At 61.8% G+C, this 18,110-nt stretch carries 20 protein-coding genes; 1 reads left to right on the forward strand and 19 read right to left on the reverse strand.

From position 1 onward, the window contains the following. Positions 1-2: 2 nt before the first annotated feature. Entirely contained in the window at positions 3-1,163 is a 1,161-nt protein-coding gene (locus M1R55_RS29755) for a transposase (RefSeq protein ID WP_249396603.1), read from the forward strand. Between the two features lie 186 nt (positions 1,164-1,349). On the opposite strand, the gene M1R55_RS29760 is transcribed toward M1R55_RS29755, so the two are convergent. The 19 genes from M1R55_RS29760 to M1R55_RS29850 form a co-directional block, all read right to left on the reverse strand. After that, positions 1,350-2,090 (reverse strand): HNH endonuclease signature motif containing protein, encoded by a 741-nt coding sequence (locus M1R55_RS29760; RefSeq protein ID WP_249396604.1) that lies wholly within the window; start codon positions 2,088-2,090, stop codon positions 1,350-1,352. After that, positions 2,087-3,169 (reverse strand): AAA family ATPase, encoded by a 1,083-nt coding sequence (locus M1R55_RS29765; protein ID WP_249396605.1) that lies wholly within the window; start codon positions 3,167-3,169, stop codon positions 2,087-2,089. The genes M1R55_RS29760 and M1R55_RS29765 overlap by 4 nt, the downstream gene beginning before the upstream one ends. A gap of 200 nt (positions 3,170-3,369) precedes the next feature. Further along, positions 3,370-4,128 carry a hypothetical protein gene (locus M1R55_RS29770; protein WP_249396606.1) on the reverse strand — a complete coding sequence of 253 codons (759 nt, stop codon included), beginning with the start codon at positions 4,126-4,128 and terminating at the stop codon, positions 3,370-3,372. A 1-nt stretch (position 4,129) separates the two neighbouring features. Further along, positions 4,130-4,942: a hypothetical protein gene (locus M1R55_RS29775; protein WP_249396607.1), complete on the reverse strand. Its 813-nt coding sequence runs from the start codon at positions 4,940-4,942 to the stop codon at positions 4,130-4,132. Continuing rightward, on the reverse strand, positions 4,942-5,436 hold the full coding sequence (locus M1R55_RS29780; RefSeq protein WP_249396608.1) for a hypothetical protein: 495 nt from the start codon (positions 5,434-5,436) through the stop codon (positions 4,942-4,944). The genes M1R55_RS29775 and M1R55_RS29780 overlap by 1 nt, the downstream gene beginning before the upstream one ends. 8 nt (positions 5,437-5,444) lie before the next feature. Continuing rightward, a complete protein-coding gene (locus tag M1R55_RS29785; protein WP_249396609.1) occupies positions 5,445-5,645 on the reverse strand; it encodes a hypothetical protein in 201 nt (66 codons plus the stop codon). A 14-nt stretch (positions 5,646-5,659) separates the two neighbouring features. Further along, on the reverse strand, positions 5,660-6,079 hold the full coding sequence (locus tag M1R55_RS29790) for a hypothetical protein (RefSeq protein WP_249396610.1): 420 nt from the start codon (positions 6,077-6,079) through the stop codon (positions 5,660-5,662). 9 nt (positions 6,080-6,088) lie between these two features. Beyond that, positions 6,089-6,502 carry a hypothetical protein gene (locus M1R55_RS29795; protein WP_249396611.1) on the reverse strand — a complete coding sequence of 138 codons (414 nt, stop codon included), beginning with the start codon at positions 6,500-6,502 and terminating at the stop codon, positions 6,089-6,091. Between the two features lie 46 nt (positions 6,503-6,548). Beyond that, positions 6,549-7,325 carry a hypothetical protein gene (locus tag M1R55_RS29800; RefSeq protein WP_249396612.1) on the reverse strand — a complete coding sequence of 259 codons (777 nt, stop codon included), beginning with the start codon at positions 7,323-7,325 and terminating at the stop codon, positions 6,549-6,551. A 67-nt stretch (positions 7,326-7,392) separates the two neighbouring features. Next, a complete protein-coding gene (locus M1R55_RS29805; RefSeq protein ID WP_249396613.1) occupies positions 7,393-8,976 on the reverse strand; it encodes a hypothetical protein in 1,584 nt (527 codons plus the stop codon). A 15-nt stretch (positions 8,977-8,991) separates the two neighbouring features. Next, positions 8,992-9,708, reverse strand: coding sequence for a M23 family metallopeptidase (locus M1R55_RS29810; protein WP_249396614.1), 717 nt, complete (start codon positions 9,706-9,708; stop codon positions 8,992-8,994). Further along, positions 9,705-10,199, reverse strand: a complete 495-nt coding sequence (locus M1R55_RS29815) for a hypothetical protein (RefSeq protein ID WP_249396615.1) — start codon at positions 10,197-10,199, stop codon at positions 9,705-9,707. Before M1R55_RS29815 ends, M1R55_RS29810 begins: the two co-directional genes overlap by 4 nt. Continuing rightward, positions 10,196-10,564, reverse strand: coding sequence for a hypothetical protein (locus M1R55_RS29820; protein WP_249396616.1), 369 nt, complete (start codon positions 10,562-10,564; stop codon positions 10,196-10,198). The genes M1R55_RS29815 and M1R55_RS29820 overlap by 4 nt, the downstream gene beginning before the upstream one ends. Further along, positions 10,534-10,896, reverse strand: coding sequence for a hypothetical protein (locus M1R55_RS29825; protein ID WP_249396617.1), 363 nt, complete (start codon positions 10,894-10,896; stop codon positions 10,534-10,536). The genes M1R55_RS29820 and M1R55_RS29825 overlap by 31 nt, the downstream gene beginning before the upstream one ends. A 133-nt stretch (positions 10,897-11,029) precedes the next feature. After that, the gene (locus M1R55_RS29830; protein WP_249396618.1) at positions 11,030-13,219 is read right to left on the reverse strand and encodes a hypothetical protein; all 2,190 of its coding nucleotides are present in this window, start codon (positions 13,217-13,219) and stop codon (positions 11,030-11,032) included. 5 nt (positions 13,220-13,224) lie between these two features. Beyond that, positions 13,225-13,698 (reverse strand): hypothetical protein, encoded by a 474-nt coding sequence (locus tag M1R55_RS29835; protein ID WP_249396619.1) that lies wholly within the window; start codon positions 13,696-13,698, stop codon positions 13,225-13,227. Positions 13,699-13,764: 66 nt separating this feature from the next. Beyond that, positions 13,765-15,777 carry a hypothetical protein gene (locus tag M1R55_RS29840; protein ID WP_249396620.1) on the reverse strand — a complete coding sequence of 671 codons (2,013 nt, stop codon included), beginning with the start codon at positions 15,775-15,777 and terminating at the stop codon, positions 13,765-13,767. After that, on the reverse strand, positions 15,761-16,372 hold the full coding sequence (locus M1R55_RS29845; RefSeq protein ID WP_249396621.1) for a hypothetical protein: 612 nt from the start codon (positions 16,370-16,372) through the stop codon (positions 15,761-15,763). The genes M1R55_RS29840 and M1R55_RS29845 overlap by 17 nt, the downstream gene beginning before the upstream one ends. Positions 16,373-16,380: 8 nt before the next feature. After that, positions 16,381-18,105: a hypothetical protein gene (locus M1R55_RS29850; protein ID WP_249396622.1), complete on the reverse strand. Its 1,725-nt coding sequence runs from the start codon at positions 18,103-18,105 to the stop codon at positions 16,381-16,383. Between the last annotated feature and the right edge of the window lie 5 nt (positions 18,106-18,110).

Raw genomic sequence — 18,110 nt, forward strand, 5'->3', positions numbered from 1 at the left:
CCATGCTGAAAGCATTCCGCTACCGTCTGTACCCCACTAAAACGCAGGAAACCGCGTTGCTGGAACAACTCAGACTGTGCCGGAACCTCTACAACTGCGCTTTGCAGGAACGCCGGGATGCCTATAAGAAAGCGGGCAAAACGATCACGGGCTATGACCAAATGAAGCATCTCAGCGAAATTAAGGAGGCACTCCCAGAATACAAAGGCATTCACTCACAAGTCCTCCAAGACGTACTCAAGCGGTTAGACAAAGCATTTAAGGCATTCTTCCGGCGCATCAAGTCAGGCGAAAAGCCCGGTTATCCCCGTTTTCAAGGGCGGGATAGATTCGATTCGATTTGCTACCCACAATCCGGGTTCAGCCTCTCAGACAAAACGGCTTTCTTCTCCAAAATCGGAAATATCCGAGTCCGGTTGCATCGTCCGATAGAGGGCACTATCAAGATTGCTACCATCCGTAGAGAATGCGGGGAATGGTACGTCAGCTACGTGTGTGAAGTGGAAGCAACACCGCTTCCCGAAACGGGAAGCTCAGTGGGTGTAGACGTTGGAACTACATGGTTTTGCATCACGTCCGATGGAGAATTCACGCAAAACCCCCGCTACTTTCAAACTGCAATGAAGAAACTGCGTGTGGCTCAGCGTTCAGTCAGTCGCAAGAAAAACAAGCGCAGCAACCGCAGAAGAAAAGCTGTCCAGCACGTCGCCAAATTGCATCGGAAGGTCAGCCGTCAGCGACTCGACTTTCATCACAGAACAGCAGTCAAACTCGTCAGAGAAAATGATTTGATTGCCCATGAAGGCTTGAACGTTGAAGGGATGGGGCGCGGCAATCTTGCCCGCAGCATTCATGACGTGGGATGGTCACAGTTCTTTTCTCTCCTTTCCCAGAAGGCAGAATGTGCCGCTCGGAAAGTCATCGCCGTAGACCCCAGATATACCAGTCAGGCGTGCCACCAATGCGGTCACACCTGTAAGGGCAACCGGGTCAGTCAGTCACGCTTTGTCTGTATGGCTTGTGGGCATACCGATAACGCTGATGTGAACGCGGCACGCAACATCCTGGCAAGGGCATTGCCATCAGTGGAGAACGTAGGCCAACAGGTCAAGCGTCCACTGAGAAGCCGCGCTCACACCGCGTTAGCGGTTGAGCCGTGGTAAGTCACATAGAATTCTTCGAGTCATTACTGTGCAAAGCCTAGCCACGAGAGCCCTCGCCTAACCCCCTTCTTGACACGAGTCAAGACAACACAGAAAAAGCGCCCCCGCCTGCCAGCCGAAGCTGGGGCGGGGGCTTTTCGCTAGATGAGACCGGGCAAGGGAATTACCTGAACTCCGTCGCCTGACTTAAGCCGGCCTCCGAATCGGCAAGGCTTGCAACCGCATCAGGACGTCCAGCCGCTCAAGCTCATCATCCCAAACCTCAAGGTGCCGCAACACCTGTTCAGCCCTCTCCCATTCAGAGTACTGAAGCAGTTGCGAGGCCATAACCGCACTAAATTCCTTCTCAGGTGTCCCACTTTCCACGATGGCCACAGCGTCTGACCAGATATCCGCTTTCACAACCTCATCTAGTTCGCCGCCCACCACTCTATCCAGTTTGTGATGCAGTGTCTCCACCAGTCTGACGATTCCTTCCCAGACCACATCATGCTTGCCGGACAGTCGGGAGCCGAGGCGCAGTCGTTTCAAAGTGGCCCGACCCTCCTCAGTAATGGCATGCAAACGGGCACCCGAGTAAAAGAAATGCTGTGCAGGCTCATCCTCATAGGGATTGACGTATGCAGGCCCTACCACTTTGAGACGGTTGCAATCAGCGCATGAGCAGTTGAGATTGTTCCAAGTCGCCGCCAATAAAGGCTCCTCGTTTTTGGGAATGAAATGATCGACTTGCATATTGTCAATGGATCCCAGCAACGACTCACAGTAAACGCATTTCTCATGCGCTTCCAGGAACAGTGCGGCCAAGATGTCAGCAGCCCGCCATGGACGGGTGGAACGGTATTGCTCGAAATGCCGTCCTAGGGTCTGTTCTTTTTCGGGTGTGTCAAGTGATTCGGGCGGGCCGCCTCGTTGCAGTCGAATCACACGCTGACTCCACCCATAGCCCTGTACTGCATGTCATAGACCCGCCGGAGGGGATTGGTTGGATGCAACATGGTCATGAGCTGCTCATACGGTGCCTGAGCAGCAGCAAGGTCGTCGCTGTCAAGAGCGTCATTAAAAGCCTGTTCTATGCGTTGGCGCTCTTGCGAGAGGGTATCTTCAATTCCCATGACGTCCCGCAGTATTTCCTCAATACTCCAACCCTGGAAGCCGTATGCACTCGGTCTTGGCGAAATTTCTTTGATGTGTGGGACACCCTTAGTGTTGGTTTCCAACACCACCAACTGATGTTCACTCAGTCCCTGAATAATGTGTGGACTGTGCGTAGTCGCAATAATCTGTGCACGCGGCACAATTTCTTGAATCAAACCCAAGATTCTGTTTTGCCAAGCTGGATGTAAATGCACGTCAATTTCGTCAATGAGAATACATCCCTCAAATTCCTCTGCAGATTGCTGACCCTGTGAATAAAAGTCGATTCCGAAAACGATACCAAAAAGCAAGAGATAAGCGCTTTGAAAGCCACTTGACGTCCGATCGTAAGGGAGCGGTCCTGCAGGAGTTTCGAGCAGCACTTCAAAATTTCGATTGACCTCTAGAAATCGATAGGTTGGATCAAGAAGGGAGAAAATCTGCTTACATAAATTGAAATTGCTAGCGCTGTTGGGATCTTCAATCCAACCTCTCATCTCAAAATGATCCATATGCACAAACCAATTTTTAAAAACGCGACCTACATTTGAAAAGTTTGTCTGATCAACGACAGCAGTCTCAGCTTGGTATCGATGGTCGTAAGGCCGTAACGAAGAAATTACTGTCGCAGAGAGGGCTCTATTCACGTCAAAGTTGATCACTTTACCGTCAGCCAAATTCCCCCTTAGGCTCACACCTGGCCAGTTTATATTGTGTCGCGAAGTTGGTCTTTGCTGAGATAAAAAGGCTAGGAGTCTAGATTTCCCAACACCATTTGTCCCAGCAATGACAGTGAGCCCTTCAGGCAGGTTGAGTGAAAAATCTTTGAATGGCGGAAAATCCAACATTGTGACCGACTCAAATTGCATAGGAAGCACCTCGCTGCCTAGCAGAGTACGGTGTGACGGGTCTGGTTGCACACGCACCTCGGACAAGGGGCAGCCTGAAAGCTGCTACTCAAGCTGTCCCCCCTGAAAAAAAGAGCGAAGAGTATCGGGGACGCTCTGCCGTTAAGGACACTGGATTTGGCCCAATGAGGATCGACACAGGCGCATCCGCTGAATTTGCCTTACGGCGCGACGTAGTACCCGGCGGTCACGCGCCAGATCACGCCCGTGGTCACCGGGCACACGATGGTCGTCGCCGTGTTCTGGGCACTGGACACCAGCGGCGCGGCAAAGTCCTCGCGCCAGCGATCCAGCGTACCCTGCGCCGCCGCCTCTGCTCCGAAGCTGAAGGCCAGGGGGCCGGGCAGGTTGGTGGTGGTCACCGTGACCGGCACCGCCGCTGCGGTCAGGGCCGCCGCCGCAAACCGGTTGATGGCCAGGTACGTCAGGTAGTGGCGCAGGCCCGTTCCTGGAGCAGCCAATGTCAGCGTCAACGCCGCGCCCGCCGCGCCCACTGCCGTGCCCAGCAGCGGCGTCACGCTGCCGTTGCGCGAATAGTCGTCCATATAGCCCAGCGAGGCCGCCAACGTCACGACTGCCGATCCAGAGGTGTAGGTCGTGCAGGTCACCCGCAGCTGGGTGTAGCCCGCGCAACTGCCTGTCCAGAGACCCGCCGTGCTGCCCGTGATGCTGAGCACGGCACTGTTGGAGGCGGCAGAGGTCAGCGAGCGCATGGGCAAGGGCACCCAGGTCACGCCGTCCACGGTGCCCTGCACCTGGAGCGTGAGGCTAAACGTGCCGCGCACGTCGAGCGAGACGGTCGCGCAGCCGTCCGAGCGGCAATCGAGCACAGCGTTCAGAGCGGCCAGCATTCCCGCCACAGAGAGGTTTTCACGCGGATGCTGGGTCAGCCCCGTACTGTCTAAGGAAAGTTTTGCCATATCAGACCGCCAAGTAATTGAGGAGGATCGGCCCCGACGTGCGGGACGCGAACGCAAGAGTCACGGTCAGGGTGTCGGTGCCGGGTTGTCCACTCAGGCTCAGCACGTCCAGCAGTTCAGGATCGTTTTCGGCGGAGTCGGGCACTGGCGCGAGGCTCAACACCACCCGGCTGGCAGGCGTCAGACCCGGTGCGGCGAGGGTCTGCCGGTGTTCCAGCCGGGAATTGGGCACGGTGGCTGTCACGGATCCAGACTGTGTGGGCACGCCCGGCTGAAAGTTCCCCGCGTGCCAGAGCGCAAGCCCGTTCACCGTCACGTCACCCACAGACAGCAAGACGAGCGGCCCCTGTTGATTGGCAACGTACATCACGGCGCTGCCCGCGTCCCCGTAACCCAGAAACCCAGCACGGATGCCGGGCTGCTCCGTGTCGGGATAAAAGCCCATATAGACGTGATCGGCGGCCCCGCCCCTGAGTTGCAGCGCCTCGCTGCCTCCGTCTATCCGCACAATCGGGGCGATAACGCGCCCCGCAAATGTTTCTTCCTGATCGCGGCGGGCGTATCCCGATGGACTGACCCCGCCCAGCGCCTCGGCGTTGTCCACCACGCCGGAATTGTTGCTGTCATAGGCGCTTCTGAGCATGTCCCCAGAGCCGCTGCCCGCTGGGGCCACCCACGCTCCATCCCCCCGGAGAAACGTACTGGCTGTGGGCGTGCCTGTGGGTGTGGGAAACAGGCTGAGTTTGGTCAGGATCGTTTTGACATCTGCACCGATGGCGGTGGCCAGTGCCGTGACCTTCTCCGCAAGGCCCATCAGGCTTTGGCGGCAGTGTAGGCCGCGACTGGATCAGCGCCCGCCGCGTCCCCTGTATCCGCAGCGCTGGCCGCCCCGATGTTGGCCCGTGCCTGCGCTTGTTGCGGCGCAGTGAGGCTCTGCACGTCATCGAACCGCACCCGGTTGCCCACAGCGGTGAGTAGGTTGCCCAGCGCGGTCTGGTCAGTGCCCAGTCGCGCTTCGATCTCGCCGAGCGTATCCAGCGCGGAACTGGCCCCACCGGTCAGTTTGTTCTCCAGCGTGGTCAACAGGTCAATGACCTTACTGGAGCTGTAGCTACTGGTCGAGGACGAGGCCGCGTCATTGATGCCGGAGGCACTGGCAACAGCAGCCTTGATTTCGTTGATGGCGCCGACCAGGGTGGTCTTTTCAGTGGTGGTCAGGGCGGCGAGATTGCCCCGTGTGGTGATGAGGGCTTTGATGTCTACGCCTACGGCAGTGGCAAGGGCGGTCAATTTGGCGGCAAGGGTCATGGCACTCCTTAAAGTTTGGCAACTTGATAGATCAGTTCGAGGTCAAGGGAAAGGTCATCCACGTTCTGGCCGTCTCGGCCCGGTACCGGCACGAAGGCCACCCCCTGTTCCACTGGGATGCCTGCAATCGCAGAGGCCACCGGATCCGGCGCGGTGCCGGGCAGCATCTTCGCCAGCACTCCCGGCGTCCAGCTCACCCCCGGCTGCATTCGCTCCAACAAGCTCACCGCGTCACGTCCTGCTCAATGCTCCACGTCCCCTGCGCCCAGGTCTGCGGCGACTGACCGGGACTGCTGAATTCCAAATCCCAGACGCAGGTGTCGATCACTTTAGCCGTGTGTAGCGGGGTAAAACGGAACACGAGGGCCGGGCCAGTGGTGCCGTCCGGGAGCGGGTAGGCGGCTTCGATGCGCAGGTCGCCCGCCGCGCTGGTCAACTCGATCAGCGCGGCCTCGTCGGTGGCGTCCACTTTGAACTGCGCCCGCATGACGGTGTATGCGGCCTGCACCTGCGCGACGGCGGCGGGCGGCATGGGAATGCGGGTGGGTTGGCCACCGACCACGGGGCCTGCGTAAGTGAGGGCGACGGCCCGTTCAAAGCCGTCGCCCCGCCGCCCCTTTTCGAGCTTGACTTTGTAGGCCACGGAGCCTCCTTACTTCAGCCAGATGGAGACGGGGCGCACACCGCTGCTGGGGCGGTAAGCCAGCACCGTTGCGTCAATCACGGTGCCGTCCTCAAACCGCACGCGGATTTGGGTGCCCGGCAGCAGGTTTGGCACGTTGCATGACCAGCGCAGGCCAACCGAGATTTTCTCGGAGGTGCACCAGGCCTGCGCCACCGCGTCGAGGCGCAGCGTGTCCGACGTGTCGATGGTCAGGGCGGGGCCGTCCGTGGGCTTGGTCGGGTCGCCGGTCAGGGCGTCCGGGCCGGGATTGGTCAGCACCAGGCTGGAGCCGTCGCGGGTCAGGGTGCTGCGCTCGGCAGGCTGGAGGAGTTGAGCCACCGGGGCGCAGGAAGCGAGGGCGAGCGTGCAAAGCAGCAGCGAGTGGAACAAGACTTTTTTCATTGGAGGTCTCCTGGGAAAGGTCAGCGAAGAGGCGAGGGCGAGTGGATTAAAGTCGGCCTGCTTTGATATCCAGTAGCACTCCGTTCAGGCGCTGGCGACCGGCGTTGGAAACGTACCCGTCGCCGTCCAGCAGCTCCGGCGCGAGGCGAACGGCTTCGGTGAGAAAGCGTTCCGCTAAGCCTTTCGGTACGCCGCTGGGGAAGGCACTCGTCAGCAGACCAATTGCCACCTCCAGCAGCGGCGAGGAAATCAGCCCCGTCATGACGCCCAGGGCCGCGCCGCCCAGATTGCCGCCCAGCAAACGTGCGCCTTCAGGCACGCCATTCAAGTAAGGCGAAGGCGTGGAGATCGCCTCCACTCCGGAAGGGCGTAGCGGCTCCTGCTGAACACCCTCTGAAGTCTTCGTCTCACCGCTTTGCTCGCGCGCCGACTCCGTTGCCAGCACATTGGCCTTGGTGTTGGCCTGCACGCGCATCAGGTAGTCGCCGTTGGCTTTGACCCACCCCACGAGCGCCGAAATCACGGCGGGCCAGAGCGGATCAGTCCCACTGGACAGGGCCGCTTGAATGATGGTCAGACCGAGGGCAATGACGATGCTCAGCACTGCACTGATGAGCACGGTTGTGGGGCCTTCGGTGCGCCCTAATTTCTTCGCCACTGCGGTCAGGGGCGTGACCAGCCAGCCCGTCAGCGCCGTGATGATGACGGTCACGATGGCGGTGTATTCGGCAGGAATGCCCGCAGGCAGCCCAAGGGATTGCGCGAAAGCCGTGGGCAGCAGCGACACCACGAACAGGAACAACAGAGCGACGATCGGATTCATAAGCACACTCCAGGGGCGCGGCCCCAGACATGGAGGTCTAAGGCCGGAAGAAGGCGAAAGATTGGGGTTAGAAGCGTCTGCCGACCGACTGACTGTTGGCGTGCGCTAAGGCCCACCACTCTGCCAGCGCCGCCCTGCCGCCGTCCTTGACCATCAGACGTTTTAGGTTGTCTTTGCCGCTGCCGCCGTAGGTCTTCAGGTCGGCAGGCAGGGCCAGCGGGCCTTCGGCAGTGGCGTTAAATTCCACGTTCCGGTTGAACAGGATGGCGTCGAAGATCGCCTGGCCGTTGTCGGTGGCCAGCCTCGCCCGCCGTTCGTAATTGGTCATCTGGAAGTAAGCGCTCGGGCCGCCTGCCCACGGCACACCCTCAATGTGGCGGTCGGTGAGGTAGCTGCGGTTGCCGTCCCATTCGCAGTGGTGGCCGCCCTGCTGCGACCAGATGGCCCTGAAACCGATCCCCCAATTGCGCCGGAGCACAATGTCGTGCGGGTTGCGGGCGTGAATGTTGTCCACGCCTTCAATCAACCCACTCGTGCCGCTGTACTCGGTTTCCCTGGGGTCTTGCGGACTGGTGGGATTGCTGATCACCTTGTTGGAGCCGTTGTAACTCTTGCTCACTCCAGGCACGTACTCCAAGTCCGGGCCGCCCGTGTTGACCACGAAATTGTCTTGCACCACCAGCGGATCACTGGAGAGGCCCGAACTTTCCTGAAAGGCCAGTCCGTCTTCGACCGTGTAGCCGAGGTCAGCCGTGCAGAGATTCCATTCCACGATGCCAGGGACGTTCAGCACCTTCCCCAGCCGGAGGTAGTTGGACACCTCGCGTCCAATCACGCCGCCGATGGCCTTGCGCCGGTCATTGTTTTCGTGGGTGGAGACCCACAGGCTGCGAATGTATCCCCCTTTGCCGTCACTCATGCGGCCGTCAGGGTTGTGGAGGTGGTTGCGGTAGAGCCGGAAGCGGTCGCCCTTGCTGGGGTTCCCGGCAAACTGACGGGCCAGAGGGTTGCCCTCGCTGTACCCCGTCAGGAACAGGCCCTGACCGATGCCAAACACATCGTTATGGTGCCAGTCGATGTCCATGAACTCCTGAAGGTCGAAGAACCTCGCGGGCGGCTGGCCTGCTCTGATGGGGGGCAGCATCCGGTAGCTGCTGTCTTTGCCTCTGAGCCGCGACCGCCATCCAGAGAACATTGGCCCGCGTGAGACGGCCACCACGTTGTCGAAGGACGGCAGAACCGTGTTGGCAGGCAACGTGAAGCACGGCCCCTCGCCTTCATTCCAGAAATAGCGCCCTTCCAGCTTGTCTCCCGGCTTGACCGTGATGGCGCTCTCCCAGACTTTGCCTTTGGGCAGTTCTGGCATGGTGGGCCGCAGCCGCACCGGGGGAATGCTGGGCGGCGTCGGCACCAGCACAGGCGGCGGGGGTGCAGGCGGCGTGACCACTGGTGGCTGAGGAACCACGACGACGGGCGGTTCAGGAGCTACCACAGGCGGCAGCGGCGTTACCACCGGTGGAGGGGCAGGCGTGGCCACCACCGCGGCCGTCACGGCGAGCGCCAGGCTGAGAGTGAGGCGGATGGTGTCACCGTTTGGCAGGGTGCCCGCATAGGTGCCGTCGGACTGCAAAATCAAAGGAATATTGGTCATGGCAGTCTCCTCGCGTCAGTGAATGACGCCGGGGGGCAGGGCGGGAACGACCAGCGTCGGCTCCCGGCTGTTCAGGTACACGCGCACGGTCTCGGTGCGGGCGTCGATGCTCATGTCGTGTTCGGGACGCTGCACCAGTTGCCCGGTAATTTCTACGTCGTTGACCAGCACGCGGGTCGTTGGTGCCCCTCGCAGGGCCTGCAGCGAGGCCAGCGTGCGCTTGGCGCCACGGGCGTACAGCCAATGCTCGGGCGGATGGTAGTGCTCGCGGACAAACGCCTCGCAGGCCTGACGGTTCTTGATGTGCGCGCTCGGCCAGTGGCTCGGGGCCAGCACCACGCCCGCTTTCTTGACGTAGAAATGCAGGTGCGCGGCCATGTTGAGCTTTGCGCCTTTGCCAATCTGCCCGATCAGGTCGCCGCCGCTGACACGTTGGCCCAGCGTGACGTGAATGTCCCGCAGGTGCCAGTAGCCGGAAATGCTGCCGTCCTCGTGTTTGATTTCAACAATGCCGCCGATGTACCCGTCCCACATCACGGCCACCACCACGCCTGAATCCACGCCGTGTACCGGGTCACCCAGATCGGTATTACCGCCAGTGACGGCATTGAGGTCGATTGCAGGGTGAACGGAGCCCTCTGCCCGGTAATAGGCTGCGTCCAGGAAAGCGCAGCCGGTCTGCACGGTGTAGCGGGTGGTCGGCGTATCGAGCGTGGGCCAAAATGCGGTCATGCGTCTCCCTTCTGAAAGCAACTGGCCGCAATGACGAAGGGCACGCGGTAGGCCGAGGCGTCCGAGTTGAAGGCGGTGGCCGCGCCGCGCACCTCATACAGGCCTACGGGCAAGGTCTTGGGCAATTGGTAGCGAATTGTCCGGGTGACCCCTTGACCGCGTTCTTCTTCCGTCCAGACGAAAAACTTGGGGGCCACTTCTGGCACCAGCGTGCGCTGTTCGGAGACGTTCCAGAGCGTGCGCACCACCACCAGCAGGGTAGGCACCCGGTCGACGATCAGCTGGGGCCGGAACTCCACGACGTCGCCGGGACAGATGTCGCCGCGGGTCGGCAGGTACACCTCCTCGGTGAAGGTAAACGGCGGTGGGCGGAACACTTGGCGGTAGGTCTGAATGACGAGCAGGCTGCCGAGAATCAGCAAGCACGCCATCACGCCCCACACCACGCCCCGTGCCCAGCGCTGGACACTGCGAACTTCTAAACCGGTCATTTGCCTCCTCCAAACACGCCTGAAAGCAGCCCGATGACGGCGAGTAAGCCTGCCAACGTGCCGCCCCCCAGCCACTTGACGACCGTGGTGATGCCGCGCAGGTAAGCCTGTTGGGTGTTATTGGCGCTTTCAAGTTTGTCGATCCGGTCGGCCAAGCTTTCGGTTTCCGTGTTCAGCTCATCGGCCACGCTGCGGATGGCCTGCCGCAGGGAGGGGGTGCCCGCGTCCACGTCGCCCTGAACGGTTCGTTCGAGTTTTTGCACCGAGGTTTTCATGCCGTCGAGCCCCGCCCGGACTTCCACCAAGAGGGCGGTTTGGGTATCGCCGCCCCCGGTCATGGCTGTCCCACGCGGATGGGGAGCCACGCGCCGAATTGGCCGGTCTGCAAGTCCCACACCTTGGGATCGAAGACTTCCCAGCGCCACGTGAACAGCGTCGAGAGTTCCTTGACAGGGATGGTGCTGCTGGTCTTGGTGACGACCCACGCGCCGATTTGGGGCTTGATGGGCTGGTAGCGTGCGCCTGCGGCCCGGGTGTTGAGCGTACTGGACTTGCGTACCCGGAAGACGGTGGCCGGGGAGCACGTCCGAGCAACCTGCAGCAGAGGGGTGTACGTGACGCCGCGCGTGGCTTGCGGGATCAGGCTGATGCCACACGCGGGGGCCGCGAGGACAAGGGCAAGGGTCAGGATGTGCATGGGCCTCCAATCGGCATGGAAAACCGCCCAGCAGCCGGAAGCGTGGGCGGGTGAAGAGGTACGGGAATCAGGCTACAGAGAACGCACTGGCCGGACTGATCTGGGGGGCTACGGTTGCCGAGCTCGTCTCCGGTCAGTCGTACACCACCTCCGGCGTGCCGTAGTTCGGCCCCATTTGAATGCCTGCGTTGTGGCACCACAGCAGGAACTGGTGGTGCGCCGCCCGCTCCTCTGCCGCCGTCGCGAGGCGGTTCTCGCACGTGTTTCCGAACGTCAACGCCTTCGTCGTCCACTCTTCCCCGAAGCCCTGCGGCTGCGTGTTCAGGTTCGTGGGCTTGATGGTATGAACGTTGCTGATGCCCAGGCTGTGCGACACGGCTTTGCCCTCGACCGTGAAGCCCGCGTCCCCACTCATGTACACGCCGATGCGCGGGTCGCCCGTGAGCGGCGTCCCGTCCCGCAGCTTGCCCGTAAAAATCACCTTGCCCCGGTTCAACTGGTGATTGTTCCCGTGCTGCGCACCCAGCTGCGTGCCGGGGCCGACCAACCAGAAGTCCTCGATGAGCGTAAACGCGCCCGTGTTCGCGTACCGCGTCAGGTGCTTTTCATCGGCAGGCAACCCGCCCGTCATGCTCTGGTACGGGAAACTGTAGTCGCCCGCTGGCTTGGGCGCGCCGGGAATGTAACTGCCCGTCGGCTGCCGCTGGCCGCCCATGTTGAACGGCATCCCCGGCTGCCACCGCTGGCCCGTGTTGCTGATGCCGTTGCCAGGGTTCCCGAACGTAAAGTACCCGCGCAGCTTGACGCGCACGTCGAGGCTTTCACCACCGATCAGGTAGAAGTTGAACTGGTCTTCCATCAGGCTTTTCATGTGCGTCGAGTACACGAAGATGCCCGCCCAGTCCAGCCCGCCAAAAAACTGCCCCGGCAGGTTTTCGTCCGCGTTGTTGTTGCCGTTTAGATTGAGGAGCTGGGCGAAATCATGGCCGATGGGCATGGTGTACCCGTCCGTATCGTTCGGGTTGCTCTGCCCTCGCGTGGAGCTCTCCTTGTGCTTGCTAACAATCGTGTCGTTCGACAAATCTCCGCCCACCCCGTTGCTGCGCTTACGCGCCAGGTCCCAGTAGATGTTCCCGTATCCGGTCGTGACCGCCCCGCCCTCAGCGGCTTTCTTCCCGCGCCACTGTCCCAGCGACGTGCCGCCCATCGCCCGCACGAGGTTTCGGCGCTCGGAGTGCGTGGAACCGTAGTCACCGACAAAAAACTGTCCCACAGCGTAATTCTTGGTGGTTGGAACTTTGCCGTAGGCGTAGTTGTCTTCGAGCACGACGTTCGCGTTGCCGTTGGTGCTACAGAAGTTGCCACTGGTGCGCCCCTTGTTCTTCCGGATTCTGACCTTGTTTTTTGTGTTGACCCGGATGCAGTCCACCCGCTCGCCGGTGTCGAAGACGTAGCCCTCAAAGACCGTCTCAGCACCCGCCACCGTGTTGCTATCGTCGATCACCAGTTGAGTCGTACGAGGATTGGCCGAGAATGCCGATTGGGTGCCGGACAGGGTCACGTGCGCCACCTCGGTGCCGTTGGCCAGGACGGCCAGCACGCGGTAGGAAATCGCTTCGCCCTCCCAGGCCCACAGGTTGCGGAAGGTCAGCCCCGTCTGCGGCACAGCAGTCAGGCGCGTCCAGCCCCACTCAGGCACACCAAGTTCGTGGTTGCGCTCGATGTGGTAGCCCTGTACGCCTGTTTCGTAAGCAGCGGGCCACTGGAGGTCAGCGCCTTGAGCGGAGAACGTGATGCGGGCCGAGATGGTCGGAGCCACGGGGACGGGGAGCGGAAGGCTCCGGGCCTCCACAAACCGCAACTGAGTCTGGGACTCCACCACGCCGCACGGCACAAAGGCGCGGGTTTCATTCGGCGCGAGGGAGGCAGGCCGCGCTCCGCGTGGATAGAAGATCAGGTTTGAGGTGCCCCCGGTGTCACCGAGCGCCACCAGCTTCCCCACGTCTGCAGCCGCAAAATCTCCTGGAGCGATGCCGCCGGGGACGTACACCTCGGTCGCGGAGTAGCGGTAGTACAAGGGTGCGCCACCCTCCAGCTCGGCCTTCATCGTGTTGGCAGCGTCGATCAGCACGCTGGGATTGCCCGGAGAGGGGATGCAGATGTTCCCAACTGTGCCGCCTGTTTTGCCGGTGAGGAGCAGGGGATGCGGCCCAGGCTCGCCTTTGTCTCCTTTCAGGCTGAAGGAGGGCAATGGTGTGCCCGGTTCAGGCGGCATCTGCAAGGTGCTGAGGGCCTGCGCTTCAGCCGGCGTGATGACGGTCACGGCCACTAGGGCACCTCTGGGGGGTGAATCGAGCGCGGATCGGGCGGGGCCTCGCAGCGAGACGGACGGAGATCGATCCACCCCAACGCCTTGAGGGACTGCCCACACGCCGCAAGGTAAGCCAGCGCGTAGGTCTGCGCGAACCCCTCGAACGGGTTGTCGAAATACGGGCCGAGATCCGGGCGGGAAAACCCGAGGATCAGGTAGCGCCCCGCCAGGCAGTGCCCCGCCTCATGCGCAGCCACCATCGGAATCTGGTCACGGGAGAGGGACGGGTCGATGTCCACCACGCAGGATTTGCCGCCCGGTGCACTGATGGCGTAGCCGCCGAGGTTGCCGCCCAGTCCACCCGGACTGACCCAACGCCAAGTGATCTGGGTATCCAGCACGGTCGTCGTCCACTGCGCGTTGTCGCGGGGTGGCACGGTCACAGAGCAGGCGCTCAAGAGCAGCGCCAGAAAGAACAGCAATCGTTTCATAGGCCTCCTTCAGGCCAAGAAAAACCGCCCAGCAGCCGAACGCGTGGGCGGTGTGAAGGGGGCGGCTCAGCCTCGTCTACGGGTGGCTTTGACCGCCCAGTTGCCTGCGGGCAGGCTGACTTCAACCCCACTCGGATTGAACAGGGTCAACACGCCGTTGCCGTTGCTGCTCAGATCAGGGTCTACGATCACACCTTTCGTGTAATACGGTTTGGCGACCTCCAGAAAATCACCCACAATAGCTCCCGGAATCGGGAACTCATGCTGTGCCAGTCCACCCGGAGGGATGATTGGAGGGTCATACGCGAAAACGACCTCAGCCGATGCCACGAGCGGTTGTCCATCAGTATCGTTATTTGGGGGCGCAGTCCCTGATTTGCCGTATAACAAGCCCGTCGCCACATTGCTCCACATGAAGCCGCGCTCTCCTAGATTCAGCGGCTCATCCCACGTTGCCCGAAGCTCTAACGCCTCATCGATGACTGCGCCAATTCCCAAGCCACCGCTGCTGCCGTTGGTAAACAGGCGGGTTGACCAGCGCCCGCCTTCCACATGCCGCACGAACCGCACGCCGCGCCGATTGGCCGGTACCGGGTCATCCCAGAGCGGATTGAGTCTCGGCGCAGGCACAATGTCCAAGCGCAAAAACAGTTGTCGGCCCGGATCGCGGAACTCGCAGACATGGGTGTTGGCAGTGGAACACTCCACCGCCACGTCCCAGTTCTGGGTATAGACCGTACCTGAATCCGGCAACAGAATATTTTTGTTGCCTTCCATGTTCCCGCGAATCCAGTTGTGTTCGGACACGTTGCCAGGCTGCGAACAGTCAATGCAGTAATCGTTGTTCGTCCACACGCCACCAATGTCGTTGCGATTGGCCGCGCCCCGGAGCTGCACAGCCGCGTAACAGCTGGCGAACGTGGTATTGCGAACCACGTTGTAATACGACTGCTCATCGTTGCCCACGCCGTTCACCTCGGCGTAAGCACCGTCGTTGAAGCGCAGACCCTGCGTAAAGTTGGCAATTTCGCAGCCTTCGACCCGGAAGCCGTGCCCTTTGATTCGGATGCCTTTCAATCCGTTCAGATTGACGGGCTGGCCTACGCCTGCGGGGGGTTTGCCGTTGGTCAGGGTCACGCCCAAGAGTGCCCCGCCAAAACTGGCCGCGTTTGCATGGCGGTTGACGTACCACACGCACTCCTCAGGCCCTTGCCCCGTCAAGTACGTAATGCCTGCACCCACACCCTGCACTTCTTGACCGATGTACTGGGCGACGGCTTCGCTCAGCACAAACGCACCGGGGGGAATCAAGATCAGGCACGGCTTTTTAAGGGCCACATCTCTGAGCAGGTAATTCAAGGTGGGGCCAATATCTGCGCCGTTGGCGAACTTCCAGGCCCGCAGGTCGAACACCCGGCCATCGGTGATGCGCTTGGCATGTTTGCCGCCCGCCAGGGGGAGGAAGAGCCCGCCTCTGCCCGCGTGGGGCGGCACCACACCGTTTTCCACCGTGTAAGGCGCCCCCTCAATCAGCAGGGTGGTGGTCGTGGCGGGCGGCGTGTAGGTGGCGGCTACCTCGCGGGTGAGCTGAGTGCCCTGCACGCTGAGGACGCTGGCTGCGGCGTTGAACTCAGCCGCTTGTACCTGGGCCGCTGTCGCGCTGGGCGCTCCGATGGCCGTCCACGCCCCTGCCAGCGTGTGCGGTGTCCACACGAGCTGCTGGGTGCCGCCGTCTGCCGTGAGTTTCAGGCCCCCGATTCCGTTGGGGTTGGCGTCCAGTTCAGCCTGAGTTGGCGCGACCGGGTTCACGGTGGACGTGCTTCTGAACTTGGGCAGGGTGGTGGCAGCGAGCTGGGCGGCCGTAATGGCGGCCTGCACCCCCTGAGTCTGCATATAGAGGTTGGCGAGGGCTGGGGCGGCCGCATTCAGCACTTGCTGCGGTACGCTGGCAATGACGCCAGTCAATTGGACGCTTTTTTGCTCTGCGCCCGTAATGGCCGTTTCACCCCGTTGAATCAGGGTGTCCATGGTGCCAGCATCCCGCTCAGTCAGTACCCGGGGTCTAGATGGATTCGTCATAGGTCAGCTCCAAGGGATAGAAGGTGAGGCCGGTGTAGGGCAGGGTCGTCACCACAGACGTACCCACGATGCCGCCCAGGTATTCCACGTCGTAGTAGCTGTCGCCCTCGCCCACTACCCGCAACATGCCCAGGGGGTAGAGGCCGAGGTCATTCTCGAAGGGATAGCGGCGGGGGCGGCGGTCGTCGGGACTCAGGTACCAGAGCGGATCGCGCAGGTTCAGTGTGGCCCGCAGCACGGCGAACTCCGAACGGTCGAACGACGCCACCCCCAGCACCTGCCGGAAACGTGCGCCGCAGTACCAGCGCTCGGCCCGCTCCAGCACGCCTTCCCAAAACTCTTTGCGGCGGGTGATGAGGGCAGAATTCAGTCCACCCGTATCCCACGGGGCCTGCACCGGATTGATGGGTTTCGAGAGAGGAATCTCGATCTCCATCGTCAGGGCTTTACTCGTGCCTGCCCCCGTCTGGAATGCCCGGCCACTGCCGCGCGTCTGGGCCAGGGTGCGGTTGAATTCCAACGTACCGTCCTTGTGCCCTGCTGGGTACGGCACCAACCAGGGGCGGCCATCGCGGGTGCCGATGATGATCTGCATATCTTCTCCTAGTTGCTGTTCATGCTGGCCTGCACGGCGGCGCGGTTGGCCTGCCGTTCCAGCACGGCGGCAAAAGCCAGTTCATCGGCTTCATCGGCCTGAGCGACCTGCACTTCCGTCCATTGCTGGCCCCCTTCGTCGATGGTGTAGCGGTAGAGGTCGGCCCGCCGCGCTTCGGTACGGCCCTGCTCGGTGCCGTCTGAGTTCCGGTAGATGCAGGTCACCCAAGCGCGCGGCTCCACGTTCCAGCCCGGTACTCGGATGTTCTCCGGATCTTGAACAGGCAAGTGAGCGAGGCGCTGCACTGCTTTCTTGACCGCCGGTTCGTTGAGAAACAGCGCCCCCAGCGTGGTCAAATGCACCGGCCCCGTACCCGTGCGGGCGATCCGCACGGCCACTCGGCTGGTCAAGGAAGCGTCCCAGTGCTCGGTGATCCACTGACGCACCTCGTCCGGAAACAGCAGCAGTCCGCCGTCGTCCGGGGGTGGGCAACGCACGTCGAGCACCTGATCGAAAATGAAACCCGTGATGATGCCGCCCACCGCGTGAGCCGCCACCCCCCAGGGCACTGGACTGGGCGCGTAGGTGGCCTCAATCTCGAAAGTGCCGCCCTGGGCAGGCAGTGCGCCTGAAGTTGGCTCCGGCGTTTGCACCGAAACAGCCGTGGTGATGCTGGCGTCATTCAGGATGTCGACGCCGCCGTCTACCAGCGCAGGTGCCCAGACGGTAACCCCCCGAAGAACGACGCTGGCCGAGCTGGTGGCAATGGCCCGGCCTGTGGAGGTGTAGCCGCTGCCCGGTGTCCAGCGGGCAGCCACGGAGGTGCAGGGAGCGCGGGTGAAGTAGGACGCGAGTGGCTTCAAAGGTTCGCGGCGGCTGGAGTAACCGTACACCGCTGGATCAGCCACCTGAATGAGTGCCGTGGTCTGCACCCCCTCCTGATCGGCCAACAGGCTTTCACCGAACACGGCATACGGCCCGCGTCCCGGCTTCGTCCAGGTGGCGCGAACATGGGTGCGAAGTTTCGCGCTGGATCCCGCCTTGCCGTTCATCAATACGCCGTCCTGCTCATCAAATACGTGCAGTCCCTCAGCAGGCCCCCAGATCGGCAGGCGCTGGGCATTCACGCCGTAGTCGCCCAGCCCCGGCGAGCCGTCTTCGAGGTCACCCGTCAGCCATTTCTCGGCAATCTCCATGACCGACTCATAGCGCGGCAGGATGCGGGCACGCTGGCTACCCGTGCCCAATGCGGGCAGGGGCGGACGCCGCAGCGCCTCCCCCACCTGCCCGGAGTCGATCAGGTCGTTCATCAACTGCGCGAACTGTTGATTGGGCGCGGCCTGTGCGATGGGCAAGCGGGCCTCCACCCGGTCTAACCGTTGCCGCAGGCCGTTAAGCACGTAACCGTGCGGTTCCGGATCTCGGCGGGGCGCCACCGTGTCGGCGTACCCGGCCCAGCGGGAGCGCCAGGTCAGGCCGCCGTCCTCACTCCAGAAGATGTCCACTACGTCCTCATAGCCAATGTTCAGTTGGTCGCCCACGCCCCCAAAGGTGGCCTGTCGGCAATCGCCATTGGGCCGGACTTCGAGGGATGGGCCATCGGTGAGGTTGAGGGCCTGTTGGCCCGGTTGCAGCCCCAAGATGCCGTCCAGCACCAACTCGTGCTTGAACACGCCCGCATGGGTCTGAACGACAAGTTTGTAGAGGGGCGGATGGTCGTTCGGGTTGGTCATGGGTC

Origin of the sequence: Deinococcus sp. QL22 (assembly GCF_023370075.1) — a bacterium.
Lineage (GTDB): Bacteria > Deinococcota > Deinococci > Deinococcales > Deinococcaceae > Deinococcus.